This window comes from Streptomyces sp. NPDC001980, from assembly GCF_040296885.1.
In the GTDB taxonomy this organism is placed as follows: Bacteria; Actinomycetota; Actinomycetes; order Streptomycetales; family Streptomycetaceae; genus Streptomyces.
On sequence record NZ_JBEOYD010000015.1, the window covers coordinates 159,603 to 184,017 of the forward strand.

Sequence of the window (24,415 nt, forward strand, 5' to 3'; positions counted from 1 at the left end):
CGTCCGCGACGCCGCCCCCTACGGGCCGCCCCTGGGCATCCTCACGGCCGACGTGATGCACGGCCTCGACCTCGCCGAGCGCATCCCGACCGGTCTGGTCCACATCAACGACCAGACCGTCAAGTGGGGTACGCGGGTGGGCGCGGTCCTCGCTCGATGTCGGCGGTCTTCCCTCCCGTCTGTGCCATGTGACATATTACTGCCGTGAGCATGCGACTGACCTGCGACGTCGTAGTGATCGGGGCGGGCATGGCAGGCGCCGCCTGCGCCCTGTACGCGTCCCGGGCGGGTCTGGACGTGATCGTGGTGGATCGCGGCCCGGTGGCCGGCGGCACGACCGGGGCCGGTGAGGGCAATCTGCTCGTCTCCGACAAGGAGCCGGGGCCCGAGCTCGAACTCGCCCTGTTGTCGGGCCGGTTGTGGACCGGCCTGGCCGGGGAGCTGGGTGACCGGATCGAGTACGAGGCCAAGGGCGGAGTGGTCGTCGCCGCCGAATCCGAGGGGCTGGCCGCCCTGGAGAGGTTCGCTGCCGGGCAACGGGCCGCCGGGGTGACGGCGGAGAACGTCGGCGCGGATCGACTCCGCGACCTGGAGCCGCACTTGGCACCGGGTCTGGCGGGCGGCGTGCGCTACCCGCAGGACGCCCAGGTCATGCCGACCCTGGCCGCCGCGCACCTCCTGCGGGCCTCCGGTGCCCGCCTGGCGACCGGCCGCACGGTGACACAGGTGCTGCGCGGCGCCGGCGGTGCGGTACGCGGTGTCCGTACCGTCCGCGGCGACATCCACGCCCCGGCCGTGGTGAACGCGGCCGGGACCTGGGGCGGTGAGGTGGCCGCGCTCGCGGGTGTGCACCTGCCCGTCCTGCCCCGGCGTGGCTTCGTCCTGGTCACCGAGCCGTTGCCGCGCCGGGTGCGGCACAAGGTGTACGCCGCCGACTACGTGGCCGACGTGGCCAGCGACTCGGCCGCCCTGCAGACCTCGCCGGTCGTCGAGGGCACGGCGGCCGGGCCGGTCCTGATCGGCGCGAGCCGGGAACGCGTCGGCTTCGACCGGTCGTTCTCGCTGCCTGCCGTCCGGGCGCTGGCGGCGGGCGCGATCCGACTGTTCCCGTTCCTGTCCGGGGTCCGGGCGATGCGCACCTACCTGGGTTTCCGCCCGTACCTGCCCGACCACCTCCCCGCGATCGGACCCGACCCCCGGGCGCCCGGCCTCTTCCACGCCTGCGGGCACGAGGGCGCGGGCATCGGACTCGCCACCGGTACCGGGCAGTTGATCGCCCAGGTGCTGAGCGGCAGGGCACCCGAGCTGGACCTGACCCCGTTCCGTCCCGAGCGTTTCGGCGAGGAGAGCGTGTGAATCCCCTGGAGTTGGTGCGGGCCCGGCCGGGGCCCGCCTTCACCGTCACCTTCGACGGGCGTGAGATCGTCGCGCTGCCGGGCCAGACGGTAGCGGCCGCGCTCTGGGCGTCCGGTGTCACGTCCTGGCGGACCACCCGCGGCGAGGGGCGTCCGCGCGGGGTCTTCTGCGGGATCGGCGTCTGCTTCGACTGCCTGGTCACCGTCAACGGCCGCCCCAATCAACGGGCTTGCCTGGTGCCCGCGCGCCCGGGCGATGCGATCCGTACCCAGGAGGGGACGGGTCACGATGGCTGACGCGCGTCGGCAGGAGTCGGCCCCCCGGCTCGCCGTGATCGGCGCGGGCCCGGCCGGTCTCGCCGCCACCCTGGCCGCCGCCCGGCGCGGTCTGCACGTCACCCTGGTCGACGCGGCGACGGAGGCGGGCGGCCAGTTCTACCGGCAGCCCGCCGCCGGGCTCGGCGCCCGCCGCCCGGAGGCGCTGCACCACCAGTGGCGCAGCTGGGAGCGGCTGCGCGCCGGCCTCGACAGGCTCGTCACGGCCGGGCTGGTGGCGCATCTGCGGGACCATCACGTGTGGTGCGTGACGCGGCGACGGACCGGTTTCACCGTGCACGCCCTGCTCGGCCCCGAGCAGGAGCGGCCCGTCGAGGTGCCCGCGGACGCCGTGCTGCTCGCGACCGGCGGCTACGAGAAGGTGCTGCCCTTCCCCGGCTGGACGCTCCCCGGTGTCGTCACGGCGGGCGGGGCCCAGGCCATGCTGAAGGGCGGACTGGTGCTGCCGGGCCGTACGGCGGTCGTCGCCGGCACCGGCCCGCTGCTGCTGCCGGTCGCGACCGGGCTCGCGACGGCGGGCGCCCGGGTGGCCGCGCTGGTGGACTCCGCCGACCCGCGGGCCTTCGTCCGACGCTCACCGGCGCTGGCCGCCCGGCCGGGCAAGCTCGCCGAAGGCGCCCACTACGCGGCCCGGTTGCTGCGGCACGGGGTACGCACCCTGGTCCACCACACCGTCGTCGAGGCACACGGCGACCAGCGCCTCGAAGGCGTCACCGTCGCCGCGCTCGACACCGAGGGCCGGGTACGGCCGGGCACCCGGCGGCGCATCGACTGCGACACCCTGGCCGTCGGGCACGGCATGCTCCCGCACACCGACCTCGCCGAGGGCCTGGGCTGCCGGATCGACACGGTCGCGGTGCACGTGGACGACGAGCAGCGCACCGACGTACCGGGGGTGTGGGCGGCGGGCGAGGCCACCGGCGTCGGCGGCGCGGTACTCGCCCTCGCCGAGGGGCACATCGCGGGCCGATCGGCCGCCGAACGGCTGTCGGGCCGGGAGCCGGACCCGCGTGGCTGGGCGGGGGCCGCCCGGGCCCGTGCGGGGCAGCGCCGGTTCGCCGCGGCGATGGACGACGCCTACGCGCCGCCCGCGCACTGGACCGAGCAGGTCACGGACGACACGGTCGTCTGCCGCTGCGAGGAGGTCACCGGCGGGGCGGTCCGGCGGGCCGTGACCGAGCTGGGTGCCGGAGACGTACGGACCGTCAAACTGCTCACGCGAGCCGGAATGGGCTGGTGCCAGGGGCGGATGTGCGGGCCGGCGGTCGCCGGGCTCGCCGGATGCCCGGAGACGGCGGCACGCAGGCCGTTCGCCCGGCCGGTGCCGCTCGGGGTGCTCGCGCGGGCCGGCAGCGCCGACGACGAACAGTGCTATGTCACATGCCACCCGGACCACCCCGACCACTCGGACCACCCCGACCACCCCGACCACCCCGACCACCCGGAGGAACCCTGATGTCCGCCCCTCACCCCCACCCCTGGCGAGGCGTCCTCGTAGCCACCGCCCTCCCGCTCCGCGACGACCTCTCCGTCGACCACGACCGGTACGCCGAGCACTGCGCCTGGCTGGTGGCGAACGGATGCGACGGCGTCGTACCGAACGGCTCTCTCGGTGAGTACCAGGTGCTCACACCCGAGGAGCGCGCGAAGGTCGTCGCGACCGCCGTGGCCGCGATCGGCGGGGCGCGGGTCATGCCCGGGGTCGCCGCCTACGGCTCGGCCGAGGCCCGCCGCTGGGCCGAGCAGGCCCGGGACGCCGGCTGCGCGGCGGTGATGCTGCTGCCGCCCAACGCCTACCGCGCGGACGAGCGGTCGGTGCTGGCGCACTACGCGGAGGTCGCGAAGGCCGGGGTGCCGGTCGTGGCGTACAACAACCCCGTCGACACCAAGGTCGACCTGGTCCCGGAATTCCTCGCCAAACTGCACGGCGAGGGGTTCATCCACGCCGTCAAGGAGTTCTCGGGCGACGTCCGGCGCGCCTACCAGCTGGCCGAACTCGCCCCCGAACTGGACCTGTTGATCGGCGCCGACGACGTGCTGCTGGAGTTGGCGATCGCGGGCGCCAAGGGCTGGGTGGCCGGCTACCCCAACGCGCTGCCGGCCGCGACGGTCGAGCTGTACCGCGCGGCCGTGCGCGGGGACCTGGACACCGCCAGGCAGTTGTACGCACAGCTGCATCCGCTGCTGCGCTGGGACTCCAGGGTCGAGTTCGTGCAGGCCATCAAGTTGTCCATGGACATCGTCGGCCGGCACGGCGGCGCCTGCCGCCCGCCGCGGGTGCCGCTGCTGCCCGAGCAGGAGGCCGTGATCCGCGCGGCCACCGAGAAGGCCGTCGCGGCCGGACTGGCGTAACGGAACCCGCCCACCCTCCAGGAGCGTCATGCGCAGCAAACTCGTCCTGCACGCCGTCGACTCGCACACCGAGGGCATGCCCACCCGTGTGATCACCGGCGGGATCGGCACCATCCCCGGCGCGACCATGAACGAGCGGCGGCTGTACTTCCGTGAACACCGCGACGACATCAAGCAGTTGCTGATGAACGAACCGCGCGGGCACTCCGCGATGAGCGGGGCGATCCTGCAGCCGCCGACCCGGCCCGACTGCGACTGGGGCGTGGTGTACATCGAGGTCTCCGGCTATCTGCCGATGTGCGGGCACGGCACGATCGGTGTGGCGACGGTGCTCGTGGAGACCGGGATGGTGGAGGTCGTGGAGCCGGTCACCACCATCCGGCTCGACACCCCGGCCGGCCCGGTCGTCGCCGAGGTGGCGGTGGAGGACGGCGCGGCGAAGAACGTCACGCTGCGGAACGTACCGTCGTTCTCGGTCGCGCTGGACCGGAAGATCGTGCTCGCTGACGGTCGGTCAGTGACATATGACATGGCATACGGCGGCAACTTCTACGCCATCCTCCCCCTCGACGAGTTCGGCCTCCCCTTCGACCGCACCCGAAAGGACGACATCCTCCGGGCGGGCCTGTCCCTCATGGCGGCGATCAACGCCGAGGCGGAGCCGGTCCATCCCGAGGACCCGTCCATCCGCGGCTGCCACCACGTCCACCTGATCGCCCCCGGTGCCACGGCCCGCCACTCGCGGCACGCGATGGCCATCCACCCCGGCTGGTTCGACCGCTCCCCCTGCGGCACCGGCACCAGCGCACGGATGGCCCAGCTGCACGCCCGCGGCGAACTCCCGCTGGACACCGAGTTCGTGAACGAGTCGTTCATCGGCACCCGGTTCACCGGCAGGCTGCTCGGCACCACCGAGGTGGCGGGTCTCCCCGCGGTCCTGCCCAGCTTCACCGGCCGTGCCTGGATCACCGGCACCGCCCAGTATCTGCTGGACCCGGCCGACCCGTTCCCGGCCGGCTTCGTACTCTGATTCCCCCCGACAATCCTCCGCTCGACGACCCTCCACCCGACGCCCCTCCAGGAGTTCCCCCATGGCCGACCGGCCCAGCAGCACGCCCACCGCCGCCAAGCCCGCCATTCCGTCGCTCGGCGGCCGGAAGCCGAACTTCCGGGAACGGGTCGTGGACGTCCTGCGTGCCGCGCTGATCGCCGGTGAGCTGCGCCCCGGCGAGGTGTACTCGGCGCCGGGGCTCGCTCCCCGCCTGGGCGTCTCCGCGACGCCGGTGCGCGAGGCCATGCTGGAACTGGTGAAGGAGGGCATGGTCGAGATCGTCCCGAACAAGGGGTTCCGGGTCACCGCCCTCTCCGAGCAGCAGCTCGACGAGTACACGCACGTCCGGTCCCTGATCGAGATCCCGACGACCGTCGCGCTCGCGGCCACCGCCGACCCCGCGGACCTGGAGGCGCTGCGCCCGGTCGCCCTGGAGATCGTCACCTCGGCCGTGAAGGGCGACCTGATCGCCTACGTCGAGGCCGACCTGGCCTTCCATCTGGGCTTGCTGGCGCTGGCGGGCAACGACCATCTCGTCGAGGTGGTACGGGACCTGCGGCGCCGTTCGCGGCTGTACGGGCTGACGGCGCTGGTGGCGGCGGGACGCCTGAAGGCCTCCGCCGAGGAGCACCTGGAGCTCCTCGACGCCCTGCTGGCCCGCGACGAGCAGGCCGTGCGCGAGGTCATGACCCGCCACCTGGGCCATGTCCGCGGCCTGTGGGCGGCCCGGCAGCCCGAGCACGGCTGAGCGCTCCTGCCGACTAAGCCCCGGGATGCGCGAGTTCGATGTCGTGGTCGTGGATGTCGGCGCCGGAGACGGCCACCCCGGCGGCGTGCGGCGGGTAGCCGGTCGCGACGACCGTGTACTGGCCACTGTCCAGGTCGGAGAAGGCGTACGCGCCGTCGTCGCCGGTGGTGGTCGTACCGACGACGTTGCCGGCGGCGTCCACCAGCGTGACCCGGGCGTCGCCCAGCGGGCCCCCCGCTCCCCGGATTGTGCCCCGGACATGGGCGCCGGGCCGCAGCTCGACGTCGACCCTGGTGGTCCCGGTCCCGGCTATCTCGACGGGCAGGGCGAGCGGCCGGTGCTTGGGCGAACTGACCGCGAGGGTCACCGTGCCCGGCACCAGGTCGCCGACCGCGAACTCGCCGAGCCCGTCGGTCTGCTGGGTGGCGAGCACGTCCCCGCGCACGTCGGTGACGACCACGGTCGCCCCGGCGACCGGCGCCCCGCTGTCCGCGGCCCGCACCTCTCCGGCCAGGCCGCTGCTGCCGGTGAGCAGCAGGTCGTAGGCGACCGGTGTGGAGCTCACGACGAGGGTGGTGGCCTGCGGCAGGCAGCCGTCGGCGGAGGCGATGAGGACGTACGTCCCCTCGCCGGGTGCCGCCACCGCGTAGCCGCCCTCGGCGTCCGCCACCGCGCGGCCGAGCTGGCGGCCGCCGGGCGAGATCAGGGTGACGGCGGCCCGGCCGACGCCGGTTCCGTCGGCGCCGCGCACCCGGCCGTGCACCCGGATGCCGTCGCCGACGACGGGGACGTTCCGCGGTGCCTCTTCCCCGCCCGGCGGCTGCTCGACCGTAGGTTCGGCGACTGGCTGCACCGCCGCGGCCCGCACCACGGCCGGCTTCCGGCGCGGGATGAACGCGGCCACGAGCAGCGCGAGGACCGCCGCGCCCGAGCCCGCCGCCATGACCACCTTGAAGCCGTTCTCGGAGGGCACGGCCGTCGAGCCGAAGACGGTGGTCATCTGGGCCAGGATCACCCCGGCGACGGCGCTCGCGGTCGACGTGCCGATGGACCGCATGAGGGTGTTGAGACTGTTCGCGGCGGCCGTCTCGTGCGGGTCGACGGCGCCCATGATGAGCGCGGGCATCGCACCGTAGGCGAAGCCGATGCCGGCGCCGACGATGCAGGAGACCAGCACGAGCTGCCAGACGGCGTCCATCAGCACGATGTTGAGCCCGTACCCGGCGGCCACGATCACCGCGCCGCACATCAGGGTGACCTTCGGGCCGAAGTTCTTGGAGATGAGGGCGGACAGGGGCGCCGTCGCCATCATCACCAGGCCGGTCGGGGCCATCACCAGGCCGGCGTCGAGCAGCGACTTGCCCAGACCGTAGCCGGTCGCCTCAGGCAACTGCAGGAGCTGCGGAAGCACCAGGGACATCGCGAACATCGAGAACCCGAAGGCGATCGAGGCGAGGTTCGTGACGAGGACCTGGCGGCGGGCCGTGGTGCGCAGGTCGACCAGCGGCTCCCGGGTGCGGAGTTCGTAGAATCCCCAGGCGAGCAGGATGACCACGGCGGCGCCGAACAGGCCGAGCGTGGTGCCGCTGGACCAGCCCCAGTCGGCACCCTTGGAGATGCCGAGCAGCAGACAGACCAGGCCCGCCGCCATGCCGAGGGCGCCGGGCAGGTCGAAACGGCCGCCGGTGCGCACCTTCGACTCCGGCACGAGGACCAGCACGAGCACGGCGGCGACGACACCGAGCGCGGCCGAGGTCCAGAACAGCATGTGCCAGTCGAAGTGGTCGGCGATCAGCGCGGCGGCGGGCAGGCCGAGGGCGCCGCCGACGCCGAGGGAGGCGCTCATCAACGCCGTGGCGGAGCCGAGCCGTTCGGCGGGGAGTTCGTCGCGCATGATGCTGATGCCGAGCGGGATCACGCCGGAGGCCAGCCCCTGCAGGGCCCGCCCGACGATCATCGGTACGAGGGTGTCGCTCAGCGCGGCGGTGACCGAACCGGCGACCAGCATGACCACGCTGGTCAGCAGCATCAGCCGCTTGCCGTACATGTCGCCGAGCCGCCCCATCACGGGGGTGGCGACGGCGGCCGCGAGGAGGGTGGCGGTGACGGCCCAGGCCGCGTTGGACGCCGAGGCGTCGAGCAGCTTCGGCAGTTCGGGCACGATGGGGATCACCAGGGTCTGCATCAGCGAGACCACGATCCCGCCGAAGGCCAGCACCGCGACGACTACGTTGGTCCGCGGCGCGGCGGAGTCCCCGGCGGCGTCCGGCCGGGGCTGTGCATGGGACATGGTCGGGCCTCCACAGGGCCGCTCGGGTCTGCACGACCCTCCCGAATGTAAGTCAATTGATTGACTTAAGCAACCAGGATTCGAGTGCGGGGGGTGAAGATTCGCCGCACGTCCGGCGTCACATCAGCTCGACTCGCGCACCGCCAGCCGACACGGCACGGTGTGCACCCCGGGCTCCGGCTCCGCGTCGATGGCCTGGAGCAGCCGCAGTGCGGCGATCCGCCCGATCTCGGCCAGGTTCATGTCGACGGTGGTGAGCGGCGGGCGACAGGCGAGGGCCATGGTGTCCCAGTTGTCGTAGCCGACCACGGCGATGTCCCCCGGCACGCCCTTCCCCCGCTCACGCAGGGCGTCCGCGACCCCCCGGGCGATCTGGTCGTTCCCGCAGAAGACGGCGTCCGTGCCGGGTGCCGCCCGCAGCACCGCGTCGGCGGCGCGCCGCCCCCAGGCCTCACTCCACTCCCCGAAGTGCACGCGCCCCGCGGCGAGTTCGAGGCCCGCCTCGGCCAGGTGCTCGACGGCGTGCCGGGCCCGGTCGCGGGCGGCCTGGTGGTGCTCGGGTCCGGTGACATGGGCGATGCGGGTGCGCCCGGTGGCGAGCAGGTGCTCCACGGCGAGCCGGGCGCCGCCGCGGTCGTCGGTGACGACGGAGGTGTCGGCCGGGTCGGTCGACGGGGAGAGCGCGTAGACGACCGGGATCGCCGGGTCGATGCCGGTCAGCGGCGGGCGGGGGTCGGTACGGCGGCCGGCGACGATGATGCCGTCGACCCGGCGGTCGGTGAGGGTGCGCAGATGGTGCTGCTCGCGGATGGCGTCGCCGCGGGTGTCGCAGAGCAGCACCGAGATCTTCCCGGCGCCCAGCGCGTCCTCGGCACCCAGTAGCACCGGGGTGCTGAAGCGGCCGATGCCGTCCGTCGTCATCAGGCCGACCGTCCAGCTACGGCCGCTGTGCAGGCTCTGCGCGTGCTGGTTGGGCCGGAACCCGAGCGCCGCCACCGCGTCCAGCACCCGCTGCCGGGTTTCCGGGCGCATCCGGCCGGCGCCGTTCAGCGCCTTGGACGCCGTACCGACGCTGACACCGGCGAGCGCGGCGACATCGGCGAGCCGCGCCCGGCTGGCGGGCGGAGAGCCTGGAGCAGAGGTCACGGGCAAACCTTTTCCTGGACGGATCCTCGACACCGCCGTCGGCCTCCCGACGGCAGAGCCGCCCCACATCGTCGCAGCCGCCCACCCGAAGTACCAGTCCTGCCGGGCAACTTGAAAAAACTGCGCCGGGCGTCTTGACCCCTCCCTCCGGCTGCCCTGTACTTCTCAGCGAGAAAACGGTTGCTCAAAACGGTTGCCCGAAGCGGTTTCTCACCGCCCCTCCTCGCCGCCTTGTGTGCGACATTCCAAACAGCGTTCGGTATTTCGAAAGAGCGTTGCCCAGGCACCCCGTCCCTCCCCACCCCGGAGAACCATGCCCCGCACCCGTTCCGCCCTGCCCTCCCCCGCCGGCCCGGTCCGTCTCACCCCCGATGCCCGCACCGCGCTGCGCCCGGCGGCCGTCACCGTCGACGGTGGCTTCTGGCACGACCGGCGCGCGACCAACGCCCGTGTCTCCCTCCCGCAGGGCCCGGACCTGCTGGAGTCCGCCGGAAACCTGCACAACCTGCGACTGGCGGCCGGCACCGCCGAGGGCACGTTCCAGGGCGCGTACCCCTTCGTCGACACCGACGTCTACAAGTGGCTGGAGGCGGCCTCCTGGCACCTCGCCCGGAACACCGGCGGAGACACCGGCGAAGGCGCCGAGGCGGCTCTGGCCGCGGACGTGGCGCGGATCGCCGCCCTGGTGGCCGATGCCCAGCAGCCCGACGGCTATCTCAACACCTGGTTCCAGCTGGTCAAGGGCGGTGAGCGGTACCAGGACCTGCGCTGGGGACACGAGTTGTACTGCGCCGGCCATCTGATCCAGGCCGCCGTGGCCCACCACCGCTCCACCAGCCGCCCCGAACTCCTCGACGTCGCCCGGAAGTTCGCCGATCACATCGACTCGGTGTTCGGCCTCCCCGGCAGCGGCAGGCCCATCGACGGCATCGACGGCCACCCGGAGGTCGAGACGGCGCTGGTGGAGCTGTACCGGGAGACCGGCGAGCGCCGCTACCTCGACCTGGCGGGCTACTTCGTCGACCGGCACGGCCACGGCCTGCTCGGCGGCGATGCCTACTGCCAGGACCGGGTGCCGCTGCGCGCCGCGAGGAACGTCGAGGGCCACGCCGTACGGCAGTTGTACCTGCTGGCGGCGGCCGCGGACCTGGCGGCGGAGGCCGGGGACGCCGAACTCCGGGCGGCGGGCGAGCGGTTGTGGCACGCCATGACGACCACCAAGACCCACCTCACCGGCGGGCTCGGCGCACACCACGACCAGGAGGACTTCGGCGACCCCTACGAACTCCCCAACGAGCGCGCCTACTGCGAGACCTGCGCGGCGATCGCCTCCGTCCAGTGGAGCTGGCGCATGGCCCTGCTCACCGGCGAGGCCCGCTACTCCGACCTGATCGAGCGCACCCTCTACAACGGCTTCCTGGCCGGGGTCTCGCTGGACGGCGAGCGCTGGCTGTACGTCAACCCGCTCCAGGTCCGCGACGGCCACACCGACACCGGCGGCGACCAGTCGGCCCGCCGCACCCGCTGGTTCCGCTGCGCCTGCTGCCCGCCCAACGTGATGCGGCTGCTGGCGAGCCTGGAGCACTACCTCGCGTCCGGCGACGGACAGGGTCTGCAGATCCACCAGTTCGTCACCGGGACGTACGCGACCGACCGGGTCCGGGTGCGGGCCGAGACGGACTATCCCTGGCACGGCACGATCGCGTTCACCGTCGAGGAGACCCCGTCCGACGGCCCCTGGACGCTGTCGCTGCGCATCCCCGAGTGGTGCCGGGAGTTCCGGGTGCGGTGCGGCGCGGACACGTACGACTCCGCGGCGGACGACGGCTGGCTGCGGCTGTCGCGGAGCTGGACACCGGGCGACCAAGTGGTGCTGGAACTGGCGATGGAGCCCCGGCTCACCGCCGCCGACCCGCGCGTGGACGCGGTACGCGGCTGTGTGGCGATCGAGCGCGGGCCGCTCGTGCACTGCCTGGAGCAGGTCGACCACCCGGGCGGCGGTCTCGACGACATCGTCCTCGACCCGTCCCGGCCGCTCGCCGTGAAGCACCGCCCGGACCTGCTCGGCGGTGTCACCACGGTGGTGGCGGCGGGCCGGCGGCGCCGCGTCCCCGACCGGGGCTGGTGGCCGTACGCCCCCGCGACCGGTCCGGAGAGCGAACTCGACGGTGAACCGGTCGAGTTGACCGCGATCCCGTACCACGTCTGGGCCAACCGCGAGGACGGCAGCATGCGCGTCTGGCTCCCCACCTCCTGAGACACCCCCGTCCTACGACAACGAGGTCACCCCGTGATACCCACCCGCCGTACTCTCATGGCCCTCACCACGGCCGCCCTGCTCCCCCTCACCGCCTGCGGTGGCGGTTCCGGCTCCTCGGGATCGTCGTCCTCGGCCGGCGGGACGTACACCTTCTGGGACCCCTACCCGCAGTTCGACGCCTCCTCCGACTGGGGCAAGCGGGTCACCGCGTGCGGCACCGCGGCCGGGGTGAAGCTCAAGCGGACCGCGTACGACACCACCGACCTGGGCAACAAGGCGCTGCTGGCCGCGCAGCAGGGCAACGCGCCGGACGTGATGCTGGTCGACAACCCGGTGGTCTCCACGCTGGTGGAGGCGGGGATCCTCAACAAGACGAGCGACCTCGGGCTCGACACCTCGTCGATCCAGAAGAACATCATCGGCGCCGGCACGATCGACGGCGCCTCCTACGGCGTCCCGATCGGCGCCAATACCCTCGCGCTCTACTACAACAAGAAGGTCCTCTCCGCCGCCGGCGTGGACCCGGCCTCGGTCAAGGACTGGGCATCGCTCACGGCCGCGCTGAAGAAGGTCACGGCGGCCGGGAAGAAGGGGATCACCTTCTCGGCGATCAACACCGAGGAGGGCAGCTTCCAGTTCCTGCCGTGGTTCTGGGGCGCGGGCGGCGACCTCACCGAGCTCGACTCCGCCGAGGGGGTTGCCGCGCTGTCGCTGTGGAAGCAGTGGGTGGACGCGGGGTACGCGCCGAAGGACGTGCTGCAGAACACCCAGACCACCAGCTGGCAGGAGTTCGCCACCGGCGACTACGCGTTCAGCGAGAACGGCACCTGGCAGCTCGGCAACGCCGACAAGGCCGGGTTCTCCTACGGCGTCATCAACATCCCGGCAGAGAACGGCGGTTCGGCGCCGGTGCCGACGGGCGGCGAGTTCGTCACCGTGCCGGTGCAGAAGGACAGCTCGCGCTACGACGTCAGCAAGAAGATCGTCAGCTGTCTGACCATCGACTCCAGCCTGCTGGCCACCGACACCACGCTCATGTACGTGGCGCCGACCTCGGCCGTGCAGACCCAACAGGTTGCGAAGAACACGGAGTTGAAGCCGTGGGTGGCGGCGGTCGCGGCGGCCCGGGGCCGGACCAGCGGCGGTCTCGGCACCAAGTACCCGACCATCTCACAGCCGATGTGGACGGCCGTCCAGGCGGCGCTCTCCGGCAGCAAGAACCCCCAGGACGCCCTGGCCGCCGCCCAGTCCAGCGCGCAGAAGGGCTAGGCCCGCAATGACCGTCGCCCGGGTCGACCGACCGCGGCGAGCACCGGCCGCCGCGGCGCGGGCGAGCGACACCGGCGCCCGCTCCCTGCGCCGCAGGCGGCGGCTGACCGCGCTCGCCTTCGTGGCCCCGCTGATCGCCTACCTCGCCGCCTTCTACGTGTATCCGCTCTACCGCAACCTGGACCTCAGTCTGCGCGACTACACCGTGCGCTCCTTCGTGGCGGGCGACGCGCCGTTCTCCGGCTGGGACAACTTCCGGACCGTGCTGGACGATCCGACGTTCGGGCCGGCGATGCGGCACACCATGGTCTTCACCCTCGTGTCGATCGCCTTCCAGTACGTCATCGGGCTCGCCCTCGCGGTCTTCTTCAACCGGCACTTCCGGCTGTCGGCCGTGCTGCGGGCACTGTTCCTCATCCCCTGGCTGCTGCCGCTGATCGTGTCGGCGTCCACGTGGTCGTGGATGTTCAACAGCGAGTCGGGGGTGGTGAACTACTTGCTGCACTTCCTCGGCGTCGCCCCGGTCGGCTGGCTGACCTCGCCGGACTGGGCGCTGGTCTCGGTGATCGTCGCCAACATCTGGATCGGCATCCCCTTCAACCTGGTCATCCTGCACAGCGGCCTGCAGAACATCCCCGGTGAGCTGTACGAGGCGGCGGCGCTCGACGGGGCGGGCGCCTGGCAGCAGTTCCGCCGGATCACCTTCCCGCTGCTGCGCCCGGTGTCGGCGATCACCCTGCTGCTGGGGCTCGTCTACACCCTCAAGGTGTTCGACCTGATCTGGATCATGACCAAGGGCGGCCCGGGCGACGCCTCCTCCACCCTGGCCACCTGGTCGTACCAGCTGGGATTCGGCACGCTGCTGCCCAAGTTCGGCCCCGGCGCCGCGGTCGGCGACATCCTGATCCTGATCGCCCTGGTCTTCGGCCTCCTCTACATCCGCGTCCAGAGGAGGCAGGAAGCGTGAAGTCGCGCGGCTACACCCTGATCGGCCTCTGCCTCACCGCGCTGATGCTGTTCCCGGTGTACTGGATGGTCAACGTGTCCCTCACCCCGCAGCAGGACATGCGCAAGGACCCGCCGGACCTGGTCCCGCTGCACCCGACCTTCGAGGGCTACCGGGCGGTCCTCGACGACCAGCTCCCCTACCTGGGCACCAGCCTGCTGATCGGCATCGGCACGGTCGCCCTCACTCTCCTGATCGCCGCCCCGGCCGGCTACGCACTGGCGAAGCTCCGGCCGCGCGGCGGCGGGGCACTGAGCCTGGCCCTGCTGATCGCCCAGATGATCCCGGGCATCGTCATGGCGATGGGCTTCTACGGCATCTTCCTGGACCTCGGCCTGCTCAACTCCTGGTGGGGGCTGATCGTCGCGGACTCCACCATCGCCGTGCCCTTCGGCGTCATGATCTTCACCGCGTTCATGTCGGGCATCCCCGGCGAACTCGTCTCGGCCGCCCGGATCGACGGCGCCGGCACCTGGCGCACCTTCCGGTCGGTGATCCTCCCGCTGAGCCGCAACGCGATCGTCACCGTCTCGCTGTTCGGCTTCCTGTGGGCCTGGTCCGACTTCGTCTTCGCCAACACCCTGGACGGCGGCGGCAGTTGGAAGCCGATCACGCTCGGCATCTACAAGTACATCGGCAACAACAACCAGGAGTGGAACGCGATCATGGCCACCGCCGTCGTCGCGTCGGTCCCCGCGGCCGTCCTCCTGATCCTCGCCCAGCGCTATGTGGCCGCGGGCGTGACCGCGGGCGCGGTGAAGGACTGAACCCTCCCACTCGCTTACTTTTCGAGGAGATCCATGCCATGAGCCGCATCCCCCGCAGAGCCGTCCTCGGTGCCGTGGTCCTCACCGCCGCCGCCCTCGGCACCGCCGCCCCCGCCCAGGCGGCCCCCACCTCCGCCACCACCCTCGTGGTGAGCGCGAACCAGACCCTGCGCTCGGTCACCCACGTGGCCTCGGGCAGCCTCTACGGCCTGGACACGGCGAGCGTGCCGGCCGACAGCCTGGTCGAGCCGCTGAAGCCGAACACCTTCGTACAGATGGCGCCCGGCGGCAGCCAGTTGCCCAACGGCGAGTCCAGCCCCGGCGGTGACGCCCTGACCGTCGCCCCCGAGGCGGCCAAGGCCGGCGCGAAGGTCGTCGTACGAATGCCGGACTGGTACCCGGACTTTCCCTACAAGTGGGTGAGTTGGAGCGACTGGCTGTCGGCCGTGGACAAGCAGGTCGCGTCCGTGAAGTCCTCCGGGACCACCAATATCGCCGCCTACGAGCTGTGGAACGAGCCGGACTGGACCTGGAACACCTCGGCGGCCGGCAGCTTCGACTCCGGGTGGGCGACGACGTACAAGGAGGTCCGTGCGAAGGACGCCACCACCCCGATCCAGGGCCCGAGTCATTCGGCGTGGAACCAGAGCTGGATGAGCACGTTCCTGACGGACGCCAAGGCGAGCGGCACGGTGCCCGACATCATCTCCTGGCACGAGTTGCAGGGCTCGCAGGACATCGCCGCCCATGTCGCCGCCTACCGCGCCCTGGAGACCAGCCTCGGCATCAGTGCCCGCCCGATCGCCATCGAGGAGTACGGCACCACGAGCGAGGTCGGCGTCCCCGGGCCGCTCGCGAGCTACGTCGCCAAGTTCGAGCGGGTCGGCGTGCACGACGCCGAACTGGCCTTCTGGAACCACTACGGCACCCTCGGCGACACCCTCACCGACACCGGCGGCTCACCCAACGGCGCCTACTGGCTGTACAAGTGGTACGGCGACATGTCCGGGACCATGCTGGTCACCACGCCTCCGGCGCAGACCGGCATCGACGGCTTCGCCTCCCGCAACGGCGCGGGCAACCAGATCAGCGTGGTCACCGGCGGCTGCACCGGTTCGTGTGCCGTCACCGTCAACGGGCTGTCGTCGCTCTCCGCCTTCGGCAGCACCGTGCACGTCAGGCTGGAGTACACGCCGTCCAAGGGCCGGACGACCGCCGTCTCCGGGCCGGTGACGATCTCGGACACCGACTACACGGTCAGCGGCGGGTCGATCACCGTACCGGTGACGATGAACGCCTCCGACGGCTACCACCTGACCATCACCCCGAGCGGCACCGCCACCTCGCTGGCCGGCCGCTACCAGATCACCAACAGGAACAGCGGCCTCGCCCTGGACACCAGCGGCGCGGGCACCGCCCAGGGCACCGCCGTCGTCCAGGCCACCTCCACCACGGGCACCGACCAGAACTGGACCCTGGTGGCCGCGGGCAGCGGCCTCTACAAGATCAAGCAGCAGGCGAGCGGCCTGCTCCTCGGCATCACGAACGCGGGCACAGGCGACGGTGGCACCGCCCTGATCTGGGGCGACAACGGCACCGCCGACCACCTCTGGCAGCTGATCCCGTCCGGCGACGGCTACTACAAGATCGCCAACTACAACAGCGGCCTGCTGCTCGGGGTGACCGACATGAGCACCTCCTCCGGTGCCCAGGTCCTCCAGTGGGACGACAACGGGACCGCCGACCACCTGTGGAAACTGACCGCCCGCTGACGTACGCCACAGTGAACCCGAGCACACCCGTGCGGGGCGACGACCGGCATTCGTTGCCCCGCACGACCCTTTCCGATTGATTTGCAGCCGAGAAGACCAACCCGTCCCCATCTTCCCAGGAGCCCAGGTCGGGCGGCCGGCAGATCCGAACAGGTGCCCAGCAACGCGCGGTTATCGTGACGGGACTCATCGAACGCGGACAGAGCTGGCGGAGGACGGGCGGTGTCGGACGAGGGGCGGCTGGTCGCCGGGCGGTACCGGCTGACCGAGCGGATCGGACGCGGCGGCATGGGCACCGTGTGGCGGGCCGAGGACGAGGTGCTGGCCCGGCAGGTCGCGCTCAAGCAGCTGCACCCCCGCCCGGACCTGTCCGACGACGAGCTGGCCACCCTCTACGAGCGCACCCGCCGCGAGGCCCGCAGCGCCGCCCGGGTCGTCCACCCCAACGTGGTCGTCGTGCACGACGTGGTGGACGACGACGGCCGCCCCTGCATCGTCATGGAGTACGTCCCCGCGCCCACCCTCGCCGACCTCCTCGACGGCGGCCGTACCCTTCCGCCCGAGGAGGCCGCCCGGATCGGCCTCGGCATGACCGGGGCGCTGCGCGCCGCGCACGCCGCCGGTGTCCTGCACCGGGACGTCAAGCCCGGCAACGTGCTGCTCGGCCCGGGCGACCGGGTCGTGCTCACCGATTTCGGCATCGCGCTGACCGCCGGCTCGTCGACGCTCACCCAGACCGGCCAGATGGTCGGCTCGATCCCGTACATGGCCCCGGAGCGGCTGCGCGGGCTGACCCCGGGACCGGCCTCGGACCTGTGGTCACTGGGGGCCACGCTGTACCAGGCGGTGGAGGGCCGGCCGCCGTTCCGGCGCGAGACCGCGATGGAGACGGCGTACGCCATCGTCACCGACCCCGTCGAGCCGATGAAGCAGGCGGGCCCGCTGGAGCCGCTCGTCCAGCTGCTGCTCGCCAAGGACCCGGCGGACCGGCCCTCGGCCGAGCAGACGGAACGGGCGCTGCTGGCGACCTGGTCGGGAGCGGTGACGGTGGTGGCCCGGCGCCCGCCGACGGAGCCGCCACCGGCCACGGCCCGGGCGGCGGCCGCCGGCGCCGGGCGCCGGGGGCGGCGCGCCCGGCGTGGCCGGCTCGCCCTGACGGCCGGGGCGGTCGCCCTCGTGGCGGCCGCCGCGGTCACCGCCGCCCTCACGCTCCCGCGCACATCCGCCGGCAAGCACGACAGCCGTCCGTCGTCCTCGTCGGCGTCCCCGTCGACGACGGCGAGCTCGGCCGCCTCTCCCCTCCCCCAGGGCTACCGCCTCGTCACCGACAAGGCCCTCGGCGTCGCCTTCCCCGTCCCCGACGGCTGGACGGCCGCCACCCGCGCCACCGACGAGGTCACCTACAAGGACCCGACCGGCCTGGCCGGCGTCACCATCGGCATGGTGGAACCGGCCGGCGCGAACCCCGTCACGCACTTCGCCGACATCGAGGCCAACACCAAGGTCAACTACCCGACCTACCGGAGGCTGCGCATGCAGCGGACCGCCTTCCGCGGGCAGCCGGCCGCGGTCTGGGAGTTCACCTTCCGGGGCCGGGCCCGCGTCTTCCGCGCCATCGACCTGGGCTACGGCAGGGAGGGCGGCCGGGAGTACGACATCTACCTCTCCGCGCCGGACGCGACGTGGTCCGGCTACCGGCCGGTCTTCGACAACGTGAGGGACGGATTCCGTACGACCGGCTGACCGCTCGGCAACGGGGACCTTCGGCCGCTAAGTTGTCCGACATGAGCAACCTTGACCGCGCGCCCGTTCCGAGCGTGTGCGGCGGCCGCGGATTCGTCGTCGCCGAACCCGTCCGCGAGCTGCTGAGCCCCCGCCACGTGAAACTCGGCGAGTCGACCGAGGTGCGCCGGCTGCTGCCGAACCTCGGCCGCCGCATGATCGGTGCCTGGGCGTTCGTCGACCACTACGGCCCCGACGACATCGCCGACGAGCCCGGGATGCAGGTCCCGCCGCACCCGCACATCGGGCTGCAGACGGTCAGCTGGCTGCACCAGGGCGAGGTCCTGCACCGCGACTCGACCGGCAGCCTCCAGACGATCCGCCCCCGCGAGCTGGGGCTGATGACCTCGGGCCGGGCGATCAGCCACTCCGAGGAGAGCCCCAAGTCGCACGCCCGGTACCTGCACGGCGCGCAGCTGTGGGTGGCCCTCCCGGACTCCCACCGCCACACGGACCCGAGGTTCGAACACCACCCCGACCTGCCGACGGTCACGGCCCCCGGCCTGACCGCCACGGTCATCCTCGGCTCCGTCGACGGCGCGACGTCCCCCGGTACGACGTTCACCCCCATCGTCGGCGCGGACCTGGCCCTCGCCCAGGGCGCCGACCTGCGCCTGCCGCTGCAGCCGGACTTCGAGTACGGCGTCCTCGCGATGTCCGGCGAGGTGCACGTCGACGGCGTGCCGGTGCTCCCGGGCTCGATGCTCTACCTGGGCTGCGGCCGCACCGAACTCCCCCTGCGCGCGGAGTCGGACGCGTCGATCATGCTCCTGGGCGGCGAGCCGTTCGAGGAGGAGCTGATCATGTGGTGGAACTTCATCGCCCGTTCCCAAGAGGAGATCGTACAGGCCCGAAAGGACTGGGCAAAGGGCACCCGTTTCGGCGAGGTGAAGGGGTATGACGGGGCCCCACTGTCGGCGCCGGAGATGCCGCCGACACCGCTCAAGCCACGCGGACGGGCGCGCTGACCTGCGCATACGCCAGCTATCCCACCCAAGAGCCGAAGACCGCGCAACCACCCTCCACCTAAGGGTGATCATCGGAGGCAAGGGGCCTCGGGAGGTGCCTCAGCGGCACCTCCCGGGACTTCCTCGATTCCAAGGTGTGGGCATCTGTGGGCGGCTTTGCCAGAACCAATGCTGACCTAATGCTGACTTTCCTGACGCCACGTCAGCCTGACAGGAAGTCAGCTTGCCCAGCCTGCGCTGTCGGCACAGGCTGGGCCAGTTTGATGAGTTCGACGCCGGATCCCGCCCGGCCGGACGGCTGACACGGCCAGACAGGGGCGGTTAACGCCGCCGGAAGACGTTTGTCGGAACCCGCCAACTTCAGGGCCGGGGACAGGCCTCCTCCGGTGCACTCGGGAAGGTCGGACGCGCCGAGAAGAGCGGGTTCTCTTCACTGGCACCGGCCGGAGCGCCAGCACCTCTCGGATCGACGTCGCCACTGCCGAGGACGGCGAACGCTCCCGCCTGGTACGAGGAGCGGCACGAACTACAGCGCAAGGCGCAATCCTCACGGCGTATCCGCGTCGAGCACGGCATTGCCCACCTGAAGAACTGGCGGGCTCTCGCCCGCCACCATGGCCGACGCGAACACATGAGTGACATCGTCCAAGCCGTCGCCGGTCTGCTCTCACACCAGCGGACCGCCACCCTCGACCACGCCCTCCGAGCGTGAACACCAACAACGCCACACACCTCGATGTGCCACGGCCAACCGTGCACGAGGTCGTTAGTAACCGCGTAGACGGTCTTCGTCTCGACCTTGCTGGTCTTGCGGTGGGTGCGGCGGCGTTTGATCTCCATGGCCTGGACGGCGTGGGGGAAGAGCAGGCCCGGCTGGACGGTGCAGACCTTCAGGCGACGGACCTCTCGGCGGCCGTGCCCCGCCCCAGTGGTGCGGGCCTGGAGAGGGATTTCCCGCCAGGGCAGGCGCCGCAGTTGCCGACGCAGCTTCTTCTGGTTCCCTTTGACGACCAGGAGGTAGTGGCCGCCAGCCGTGATGACGTGCTCGGCGCGGGCGCGCTGGGTGTGCATCGCGTCGGCGGTGACGACGACGCCGCGCAGGTCGATCCGGTCCAACAGCGGGGCGAAAGCGGGGATTACGTTGCTCTTCGTGGCGACCTGGCGCTGGGCGATCACGGTCTGGCAGGAGTGCAGCGCGGCAGCCAGCAGGTGGACGCGCTGCTGTCGGTGCGGGATCCTCGCACGGTCTTGCCGTCGACGGCCAGGCCGACCAGCCTGTCGCCGAGTTCGTCGACCGGGTCGGCGGCGTACCGGGCGAGCCAAGCGCCCACGGCGTCGTCCAGGGCGTCGCCGTCCAGGCGGGACAGTCGTCCCAGCGTGGAGGCGTTCGGTGTGCTGGAGTCAAGTCCGAGTCGTTCGCGCAGACTGGAGTCGGCATCGACGGAAAGCGGGAGATGGCGGCCAGGGACGCGGCTCCGCCGAGGACGGCGACCAGACACAGCGCGAGCAGGGAGTCCAGGCGGTAGCGGCGGCCCCGGACCCGGCGGGGATCAGGTATCCGCTCCAAGACCTGGGCCAGGGAAGCGAACTGCGACGGTTCCGGATCCGGGCAGGCGGAGTCGATGCCCTCGTAGTGGCGCTGCAGGACACTGATCAGGGGGACAGCACGCGAACGCGACCCCTGTTCGTGATCAAAGGCTTCAGCAACCTTGATCATCGGGGGTCGCGTCTCTCGTTGCCGAACCGGGCGAACCGTCCCACGGGACCGCGCGTACGCAGGCGATCAGCTCATCTCGCCAACTGAGGTCAGAACGCATCAGCCCTGATCGTCCGACCTGAGTGCCGGCGCCACGCAAGGTCGCCACGCCGATCTGGCACGCCTCGTGCTGGGGAACCCGAAGGTGCCGGTGGACTGCGAACCGGCCGCCACACTGCCGGCGCTCACCTCATCGCACATCCGCAGGCTGGCCATATAGCCGGACGCCATCAGCTCGGCGGCCGGTTCGTCGACGCCATCCCTCTCGCCCACAGCGCGCACGACATGCCGGGCCGGCGCCGAGGTCCGAACGCAGTAGTGATCACTACCGCGAGGCCAGGACGTCGTCGGGTAGTTCACCCGGTTGGTCCATCGCTACACTGATCACGTCGCACCGACGGCCATCGCCACGAGCTCGCCCAACACCTCGCGCTCGATGTCGAGGAACGACCGCTCCTCACCCTCGGCGATCCACTTCCCGAAGGCTACGCCGAACACGGTCACCCCGGATTCCGCGGCGAGCGTGGCCGTCGCCTCGGGAACCTCCCGCGATCGGAGGGCGGCAGCGACCGCCGTGGCCAGCCCCGCCAACTTCAACAACTCCCGTTCCTGCAGCGCGGGATTCTCGGAGATGATCCTCTGCCGCCGCCTGGAGTGGTCGCGGCGCTCGGTCGAGAAGAACGGCGCCGCGGCCGACAGGGCGGACTCGACCATCTTGAGCGGTGACGCGTCCGGCGCAGCCGCAGCTACGCCGTCCAGGAACGCCTGCTCCAGCAGCTCCTGGCCGCTGAAAAGCACCTCACGCTTGTCGGCGAAGTGGCGGAAGAACGTTCGCTCCGTGAGACCGACGGCCTGGGCGATGTCGGCCGCGGTCGTCCTGTCGTAGCCGCGACTGATGTAGAGGTCCATCGCCGCTGCCTGTAGTCGTTCCCGCGCCCCGGGCTCCCATCGCACCATGCCCACCACTCTAGTGATGACAGCAGCTGACATGACAGCTACAGTGACGACAGTCACTGACGTCAGCAACTGACATCGCTTGCCTCGCTCACCAGGCTTGAGTATCGAAGGAGATCATTCACATGCGCGTCTTCGTCACCGGAGCATCCGGGTGGATCGGTTCGGCCACAGTCGACGAGTTGCTCGCCGCCGGCCACGAGGTGGTCGGGCTCGCCCGCTCCGATACCGCGGCCGAATCCCTCGACGCGAAGGGTGCCCAGGTCCGCCGCGGCGACCTCGACGACCTCGACAGCATCCGGGAGGGCGCCGCGACCGCTGACGCCGTCCTCCACCTCGCCAACAAGCACGACTTCAACAACCCTGCCGTCTCCAATCAGGCCGAACGGGCCGCCGTGCAGGCGATCGGCGACGTCCTGACCGGATCAGGCCGTCCGTTCCTGCTGGCGTCCGGCGTCGCCGGCCCGGCGCAGGGCCGGCTGGCGACCGAGGACGACAGGTCACCGTTCCACGGCCTGGAGTCCCCCCGAGGCGGCAGCGAGAACCTCGCGCTGGAGTACGTCGATCGCCGCGTGAACACGGTCAGCGTGCGGTTCGCCCCGACCGTGCACGGCGACGGCGACCACGGGTTCATCGCGACCCTGGTCGCGATTGCCCGTGAGAAAGGGGTCGCGGGCTACGTCGGCGACGGCACGAACCGCTGGCCGGCGGTCCACCGGTCAGATGCCGCGCAGATCACCCGCCTGGGACTGGAGAAGGCCCCGGCGGGAACGCTCCTGCACGCGGTGAGCGAGGAGGGAGTCCCCACACGGGAGATCGCACAGGCCATCGGACGAGGACTCGACGTTCCCGTGACCTCGATCGCACCGCAGGACGCACAGAAGCACTTCGGCTGGATCGGCCGCTTCTTCGCTATGGACATCCCCGCCTCCAGCACTCGCACACAGGAACTCCTCGGCTGGGCGCCAAGTGGGCCCAGCCTCATCCAGGACCTGGACGCCGGGTCCTACTTCCGCACCTGACGCACGACGCGCCAAGCGGTGTCGGTCTCGACAAGGACGACACGTGGCGGCGAGGACACGGAATCGACAGGGTTCGCCTGAACGGACGAAGGGCCAGCACGGTTCTGAGGGGAGGCCGGTGCAGTACTGCGCCGGGACTACCAGGCTGGCCTGCGGCTGCAGGAACGCAGGCGATCAGCTCATCTCGCCGACTGAGAACGCATCAGCCCTGACCCCTGTGCAAGCAAGCTTGTGACACCGACACCGACACCTGCCCGCCGGCTCAGCGCTGCCGAGCCCCACACTTCGCGCACGCGCCCCAACGATCCTTGCCCTCGCGCCGAGCGCCGCAGCTCGGGCACCCGTCCTTGACCGGCATGATGACCCCACTCTCAGGCGCCCTCGTTTACCCGCGCCCGGAGCCTACCCAGGAGGCCGGAGCAGGTGCGGAGCCCCGCGGGCAACCCCCTGGGAGTGAACGGTCAGCGCAGAGCCTCCGGGGCCGATATGGTCCGCGCATGAGCCGAGAAAATCAGGGCAAGCCGCGCAAGTCGGACAAGCAGGCGCCCTGAGTCGTGGACATGTCGAACGTCTCCGTGACGATGAAGAAGAACGTCATCCTCAGTCACATCATGTCGGCCGAGGATCCGACGGGGCGAATGTTCCGGGAATTCGCGAAGCGTCAGTATCGCGATCACCAGCGCCGCCAGGTGGCCGGATGCGTCGTCTTCGCCTCGCTGACAGGCAGTCCCCAGCGCAAGCTGCCTGCGGTTTTCGGCGTGTGCGGAGCAGGCTTCCTGCTGATGATCCTGGGCCACGACGCCGTGCTCCTGGTGCACGCGGGCGGGCTGCTCACCTGTGTCGGCACCGGCCCCCTGCTGCCCATCCTGCGCCAGGCTCGGAACGCGCAGGAGAATCCCGTCCTGACTTCGTCCGGCGTCCCCGATGTGTCAGCAGGCGGCGATGGCCGCGTCGATGTGCAGCGAGGCCTCGGTGCGGGCGGTGATGTCCTCGACGGTCACACCCGGGGCGGTCTCGACGAGGGCGAGGCCGTGCGGTGTGACATCGAGGACGCCCAGGTCGGTGACGATCCGATGCACGCACCGCTCACCGGTCAACGGCAGCGTGCACTCTTTGAGGATCTTCGGACTGCCGTCCTTGGCGGTGTGCTCCATGAGCACGATGACCCGGCGGGCGCCGTGGACGAGGTCCATCGCGCCGCCCATGCCCTTGACCATCTTCCCGGGGATCATCCAGTTGGCCAGGTCGCCGATGGCCGAGACCTGCATGGCACCCAGCACGGCGGTGTCGATGTGGCCGCCGCGGATCATGCCGAAGGAGAGCGCCGAGTCGAAGAAGGAGGCGCCCGGCAGGACGGTGACGGTCTCCTTCCCGGCGTTGATGAGGTCCGGGTCGACCTCGTCCTCGGTCGGATACGGGCCGGTGCCCAGGATCCCGTTCTCCGAGTGCAGGACGACATGCACGCCGGGCGGGAGATGGCCCGGGATCAGGGTGGGCAGGCCGATACCGAGATTGACGTAGGAGCCGTCGGTGAGTTCGACGGCGGCCCGGGCGGCCATCTGTTCGCGAGTCCAGCTCATG

Annotated in this window: 21 protein-coding genes and 1 pseudogene; 14 read left to right on the forward strand and 8 right to left on the reverse strand. The window is 71.4% G+C overall.

All coding sequences use genetic code 11. The features are described 5' to 3' along the window. The first annotated feature begins 204 nt into the window (after window positions 1-204). The 6 genes from ABT137_RS23950 (at window position 205) to ABT137_RS23975 (ending at window position 5,842) form a co-directional block, all read left to right on the forward strand. On the forward strand, window positions 205-1,356 hold the full coding sequence (locus ABT137_RS23950; RefSeq protein WP_351712068.1) for an NAD(P)/FAD-dependent oxidoreductase: 1,152 nt from the start codon (window positions 205-207) through the stop codon (window positions 1,354-1,356). Continuing rightward, complete coding sequence (locus ABT137_RS23955) at window positions 1,353-1,652, forward strand: (2Fe-2S)-binding protein (protein WP_351712070.1); 300 nt, start codon at window positions 1,353-1,355, stop codon at window positions 1,650-1,652. The genes ABT137_RS23950 and ABT137_RS23955 overlap by 4 nt, the downstream gene beginning before the upstream one ends. Further along, window positions 1,645-3,147, forward strand: coding sequence for an FAD-dependent oxidoreductase (locus ABT137_RS23960; protein ID WP_351712072.1), 1,503 nt, complete (start codon window positions 1,645-1,647; stop codon window positions 3,145-3,147). Before ABT137_RS23955 ends, ABT137_RS23960 begins: the two co-directional genes overlap by 8 nt. Then, window positions 3,147-4,043, forward strand: coding sequence for a dihydrodipicolinate synthase family protein (locus ABT137_RS23965; RefSeq protein WP_351712073.1), 897 nt, complete (start codon window positions 3,147-3,149; stop codon window positions 4,041-4,043). The genes ABT137_RS23960 and ABT137_RS23965 overlap by 1 nt, the downstream gene beginning before the upstream one ends. A 28-nt stretch (window positions 4,044-4,071) precedes the next feature. Further along, entirely contained in the window at window positions 4,072-5,073 is a 1,002-nt protein-coding gene (locus tag ABT137_RS23970; RefSeq protein ID WP_351712075.1) for a proline racemase family protein, read from the forward strand. Between the two features lie 61 nt (window positions 5,074-5,134). Further along, on the forward strand, window positions 5,135-5,842 hold the full coding sequence (locus ABT137_RS23975) for a GntR family transcriptional regulator (RefSeq protein ID WP_351712077.1): 708 nt from the start codon (window positions 5,135-5,137) through the stop codon (window positions 5,840-5,842). A gap of 13 nt (window positions 5,843-5,855) precedes the next feature. Here the strand turns inward: ABT137_RS23975 and ABT137_RS23980 are convergent, their stop codons facing one another. Both ABT137_RS23980 and ABT137_RS23985 read right to left on the reverse strand, forming a co-directional pair. Then, on the reverse strand, window positions 5,856-8,132 hold the full coding sequence (locus ABT137_RS23980; RefSeq protein ID WP_351712079.1) for an MFS transporter: 2,277 nt from the start codon (window positions 8,130-8,132) through the stop codon (window positions 5,856-5,858). Between the two features lie 123 nt (window positions 8,133-8,255). Further along, window positions 8,256-9,278 carry a LacI family DNA-binding transcriptional regulator gene (locus tag ABT137_RS23985; RefSeq protein WP_351712081.1) on the reverse strand — a complete coding sequence of 341 codons (1,023 nt, stop codon included), beginning with the start codon at window positions 9,276-9,278 and terminating at the stop codon, window positions 8,256-8,258. 313 nt (window positions 9,279-9,591) lie between these two features. Here ABT137_RS23985 and ABT137_RS23990 point away from each other — a divergent pair, with 313 nt between their 5' ends. The 7 genes from ABT137_RS23990 to ABT137_RS24020 all read left to right on the forward strand — a co-directional run bounded on the left by ABT137_RS23990 (window position 9,592) and on the right by ABT137_RS24020 (window position 19,102). Then, window positions 9,592-11,535: a glycoside hydrolase family 127 protein gene (locus ABT137_RS23990; protein ID WP_351712083.1), complete on the forward strand. Its 1,944-nt coding sequence runs from the start codon at window positions 9,592-9,594 to the stop codon at window positions 11,533-11,535. A 57-nt stretch (window positions 11,536-11,592) separates the two neighbouring features. Continuing rightward, window positions 11,593-12,807, forward strand: coding sequence for a sugar ABC transporter substrate-binding protein (locus tag ABT137_RS23995; RefSeq protein ID WP_351712085.1), 1,215 nt, complete (start codon window positions 11,593-11,595; stop codon window positions 12,805-12,807). A 7-nt stretch (window positions 12,808-12,814) separates the two neighbouring features. Then, window positions 12,815-13,774 (forward strand): carbohydrate ABC transporter permease, encoded by a 960-nt coding sequence (locus ABT137_RS24000; RefSeq protein WP_351712087.1) that lies wholly within the window; start codon window positions 12,815-12,817, stop codon window positions 13,772-13,774. Window positions 13,775-13,818: 44 nt separating this feature from the next. Continuing rightward, entirely contained in the window at window positions 13,819-14,580 is a 762-nt protein-coding gene (locus ABT137_RS24005; RefSeq protein WP_351712207.1) for a carbohydrate ABC transporter permease, read from the forward strand. 38 nt (window positions 14,581-14,618) lie between these two features. Further along, complete coding sequence (locus ABT137_RS24010) at window positions 14,619-16,352, forward strand: RICIN domain-containing protein (protein WP_351712089.1); 1,734 nt, start codon at window positions 14,619-14,621, stop codon at window positions 16,350-16,352. 222 nt (window positions 16,353-16,574) lie between these two features. Further along, on the forward strand, window positions 16,575-18,095 hold the full coding sequence (locus ABT137_RS24015; protein WP_351712091.1) for a serine/threonine-protein kinase: 1,521 nt from the start codon (window positions 16,575-16,577) through the stop codon (window positions 18,093-18,095). 41 nt (window positions 18,096-18,136) lie between these two features. Beyond that, window positions 18,137-19,102 (forward strand): pirin family protein, encoded by a 966-nt coding sequence (locus ABT137_RS24020; protein WP_351712093.1) that lies wholly within the window; start codon window positions 18,137-18,139, stop codon window positions 19,100-19,102. Window positions 19,103-19,462: 360 nt separating this feature from the next. Here the strand turns inward: ABT137_RS24020 and ABT137_RS24025 are convergent, their stop codons facing one another. The 5 genes and pseudogenes from ABT137_RS24025 to ABT137_RS24045 form a co-directional block, all read right to left on the reverse strand. Continuing rightward, a complete protein-coding gene (locus tag ABT137_RS24025; RefSeq protein WP_351712095.1) occupies window positions 19,463-20,278 on the reverse strand; it encodes an ISAs1 family transposase in 816 nt (271 codons plus the stop codon). Beyond that, a complete protein-coding gene (locus ABT137_RS24030) occupies window positions 20,275-20,433 on the reverse strand; it encodes a hypothetical protein (RefSeq protein ID WP_351712097.1) in 159 nt (52 codons plus the stop codon). Before ABT137_RS24030 ends, ABT137_RS24025 begins: the two co-directional genes overlap by 4 nt. Window positions 20,434-20,558: 125 nt before the next feature. After that, a pseudogene (locus ABT137_RS24035) lies at window positions 20,559-20,819 on the reverse strand (transposase family protein); the annotation flags it as partial. Window positions 20,820-20,918: 99 nt separating this feature from the next. Beyond that, window positions 20,919-21,218 carry a macro domain-containing protein gene (locus ABT137_RS24040; protein ID WP_351712099.1) on the reverse strand — a complete coding sequence of 100 codons (300 nt, stop codon included), beginning with the start codon at window positions 21,216-21,218 and terminating at the stop codon, window positions 20,919-20,921. Window positions 21,219-21,242: 24 nt separating this feature from the next. Beyond that, the gene (locus tag ABT137_RS24045; protein ID WP_351712209.1) at window positions 21,243-21,815 is read right to left on the reverse strand and encodes a TetR/AcrR family transcriptional regulator; all 573 of its coding nucleotides are present in this window, start codon (window positions 21,813-21,815) and stop codon (window positions 21,243-21,245) included. Between the two features lie 122 nt (window positions 21,816-21,937). Between ABT137_RS24045 and ABT137_RS24050 the strand changes: the two genes are divergently transcribed. Then, the gene (locus tag ABT137_RS24050; protein WP_351712101.1) at window positions 21,938-22,834 is read left to right on the forward strand and encodes an SDR family oxidoreductase; all 897 of its coding nucleotides are present in this window, start codon (window positions 21,938-21,940) and stop codon (window positions 22,832-22,834) included. Window positions 22,835-23,763: 929 nt separating this feature from the next. Here the strand turns inward: ABT137_RS24050 and ABT137_RS24055 are convergent. Next, the gene (locus ABT137_RS24055; RefSeq protein WP_351712103.1) at window positions 23,764-24,414 is read right to left on the reverse strand and encodes a CoA transferase subunit B; all 651 of its coding nucleotides are present in this window, start codon (window positions 24,412-24,414) and stop codon (window positions 23,764-23,766) included. Window position 24,415 lies beyond the last annotated feature (1 nt).

Excerpts from the sequence above, each read along its gene's own strand:
- ABT137_RS23960 (WP_351712072.1), top strand. The coding sequence starts at position 1,645 with ATGGCTGACGCGCGTCGGCAGGAGTCGGCCCCCCGGCTCGCCGTGATC.
- ABT137_RS23965 (WP_351712073.1), top strand. The coding sequence starts at position 3,147 with ATGTCCGCCCCTCACCCCCACCCCTGGCGAGGCGTCCTCGTAGCCACC.
- ABT137_RS23970 (WP_351712075.1), top strand. The coding sequence starts at position 4,072 with ATGCGCAGCAAACTCGTCCTGCACGCCGTCGACTCGCACACCGAGGGC.
- ABT137_RS23975 (WP_351712077.1), top strand. The coding sequence starts at position 5,135 with ATGGCCGACCGGCCCAGCAGCACGCCCACCGCCGCCAAGCCCGCCATT.
- ABT137_RS23980 (WP_351712079.1), bottom strand. The coding sequence starts at position 8,132 with ATGTCCCATGCACAGCCCCGGCCGGACGCCGCCGGGGACTCCGCCGCG.
- ABT137_RS23990 (WP_351712083.1), top strand. The coding sequence starts at position 9,592 with ATGCCCCGCACCCGTTCCGCCCTGCCCTCCCCCGCCGGCCCGGTCCGT.
- ABT137_RS23995 (WP_351712085.1), top strand. The coding sequence starts at position 11,593 with ATGGCCCTCACCACGGCCGCCCTGCTCCCCCTCACCGCCTGCGGTGGC.
- ABT137_RS24000 (WP_351712087.1), top strand. The coding sequence starts at position 12,815 with ATGACCGTCGCCCGGGTCGACCGACCGCGGCGAGCACCGGCCGCCGCG.
- ABT137_RS24005 (WP_351712207.1), top strand. The coding sequence starts at position 13,819 with ATGCTGTTCCCGGTGTACTGGATGGTCAACGTGTCCCTCACCCCGCAG.
- ABT137_RS24010 (WP_351712089.1), top strand. The coding sequence starts at position 14,619 with ATGAGCCGCATCCCCCGCAGAGCCGTCCTCGGTGCCGTGGTCCTCACC.
- ABT137_RS24020 (WP_351712093.1), top strand. The coding sequence starts at position 18,137 with ATGAGCAACCTTGACCGCGCGCCCGTTCCGAGCGTGTGCGGCGGCCGC.
- ABT137_RS24045 (WP_351712209.1), bottom strand. The coding sequence starts at position 21,815 with ATGGTGCGATGGGAGCCCGGGGCGCGGGAACGACTACAGGCAGCGGCG.
- ABT137_RS24050 (WP_351712101.1), top strand. The coding sequence starts at position 21,938 with ATGCGCGTCTTCGTCACCGGAGCATCCGGGTGGATCGGTTCGGCCACA.
- ABT137_RS24055 (WP_351712103.1), bottom strand. The coding sequence starts at position 24,414 with ATGAGCTGGACTCGCGAACAGATGGCCGCCCGGGCCGCCGTCGAACTC.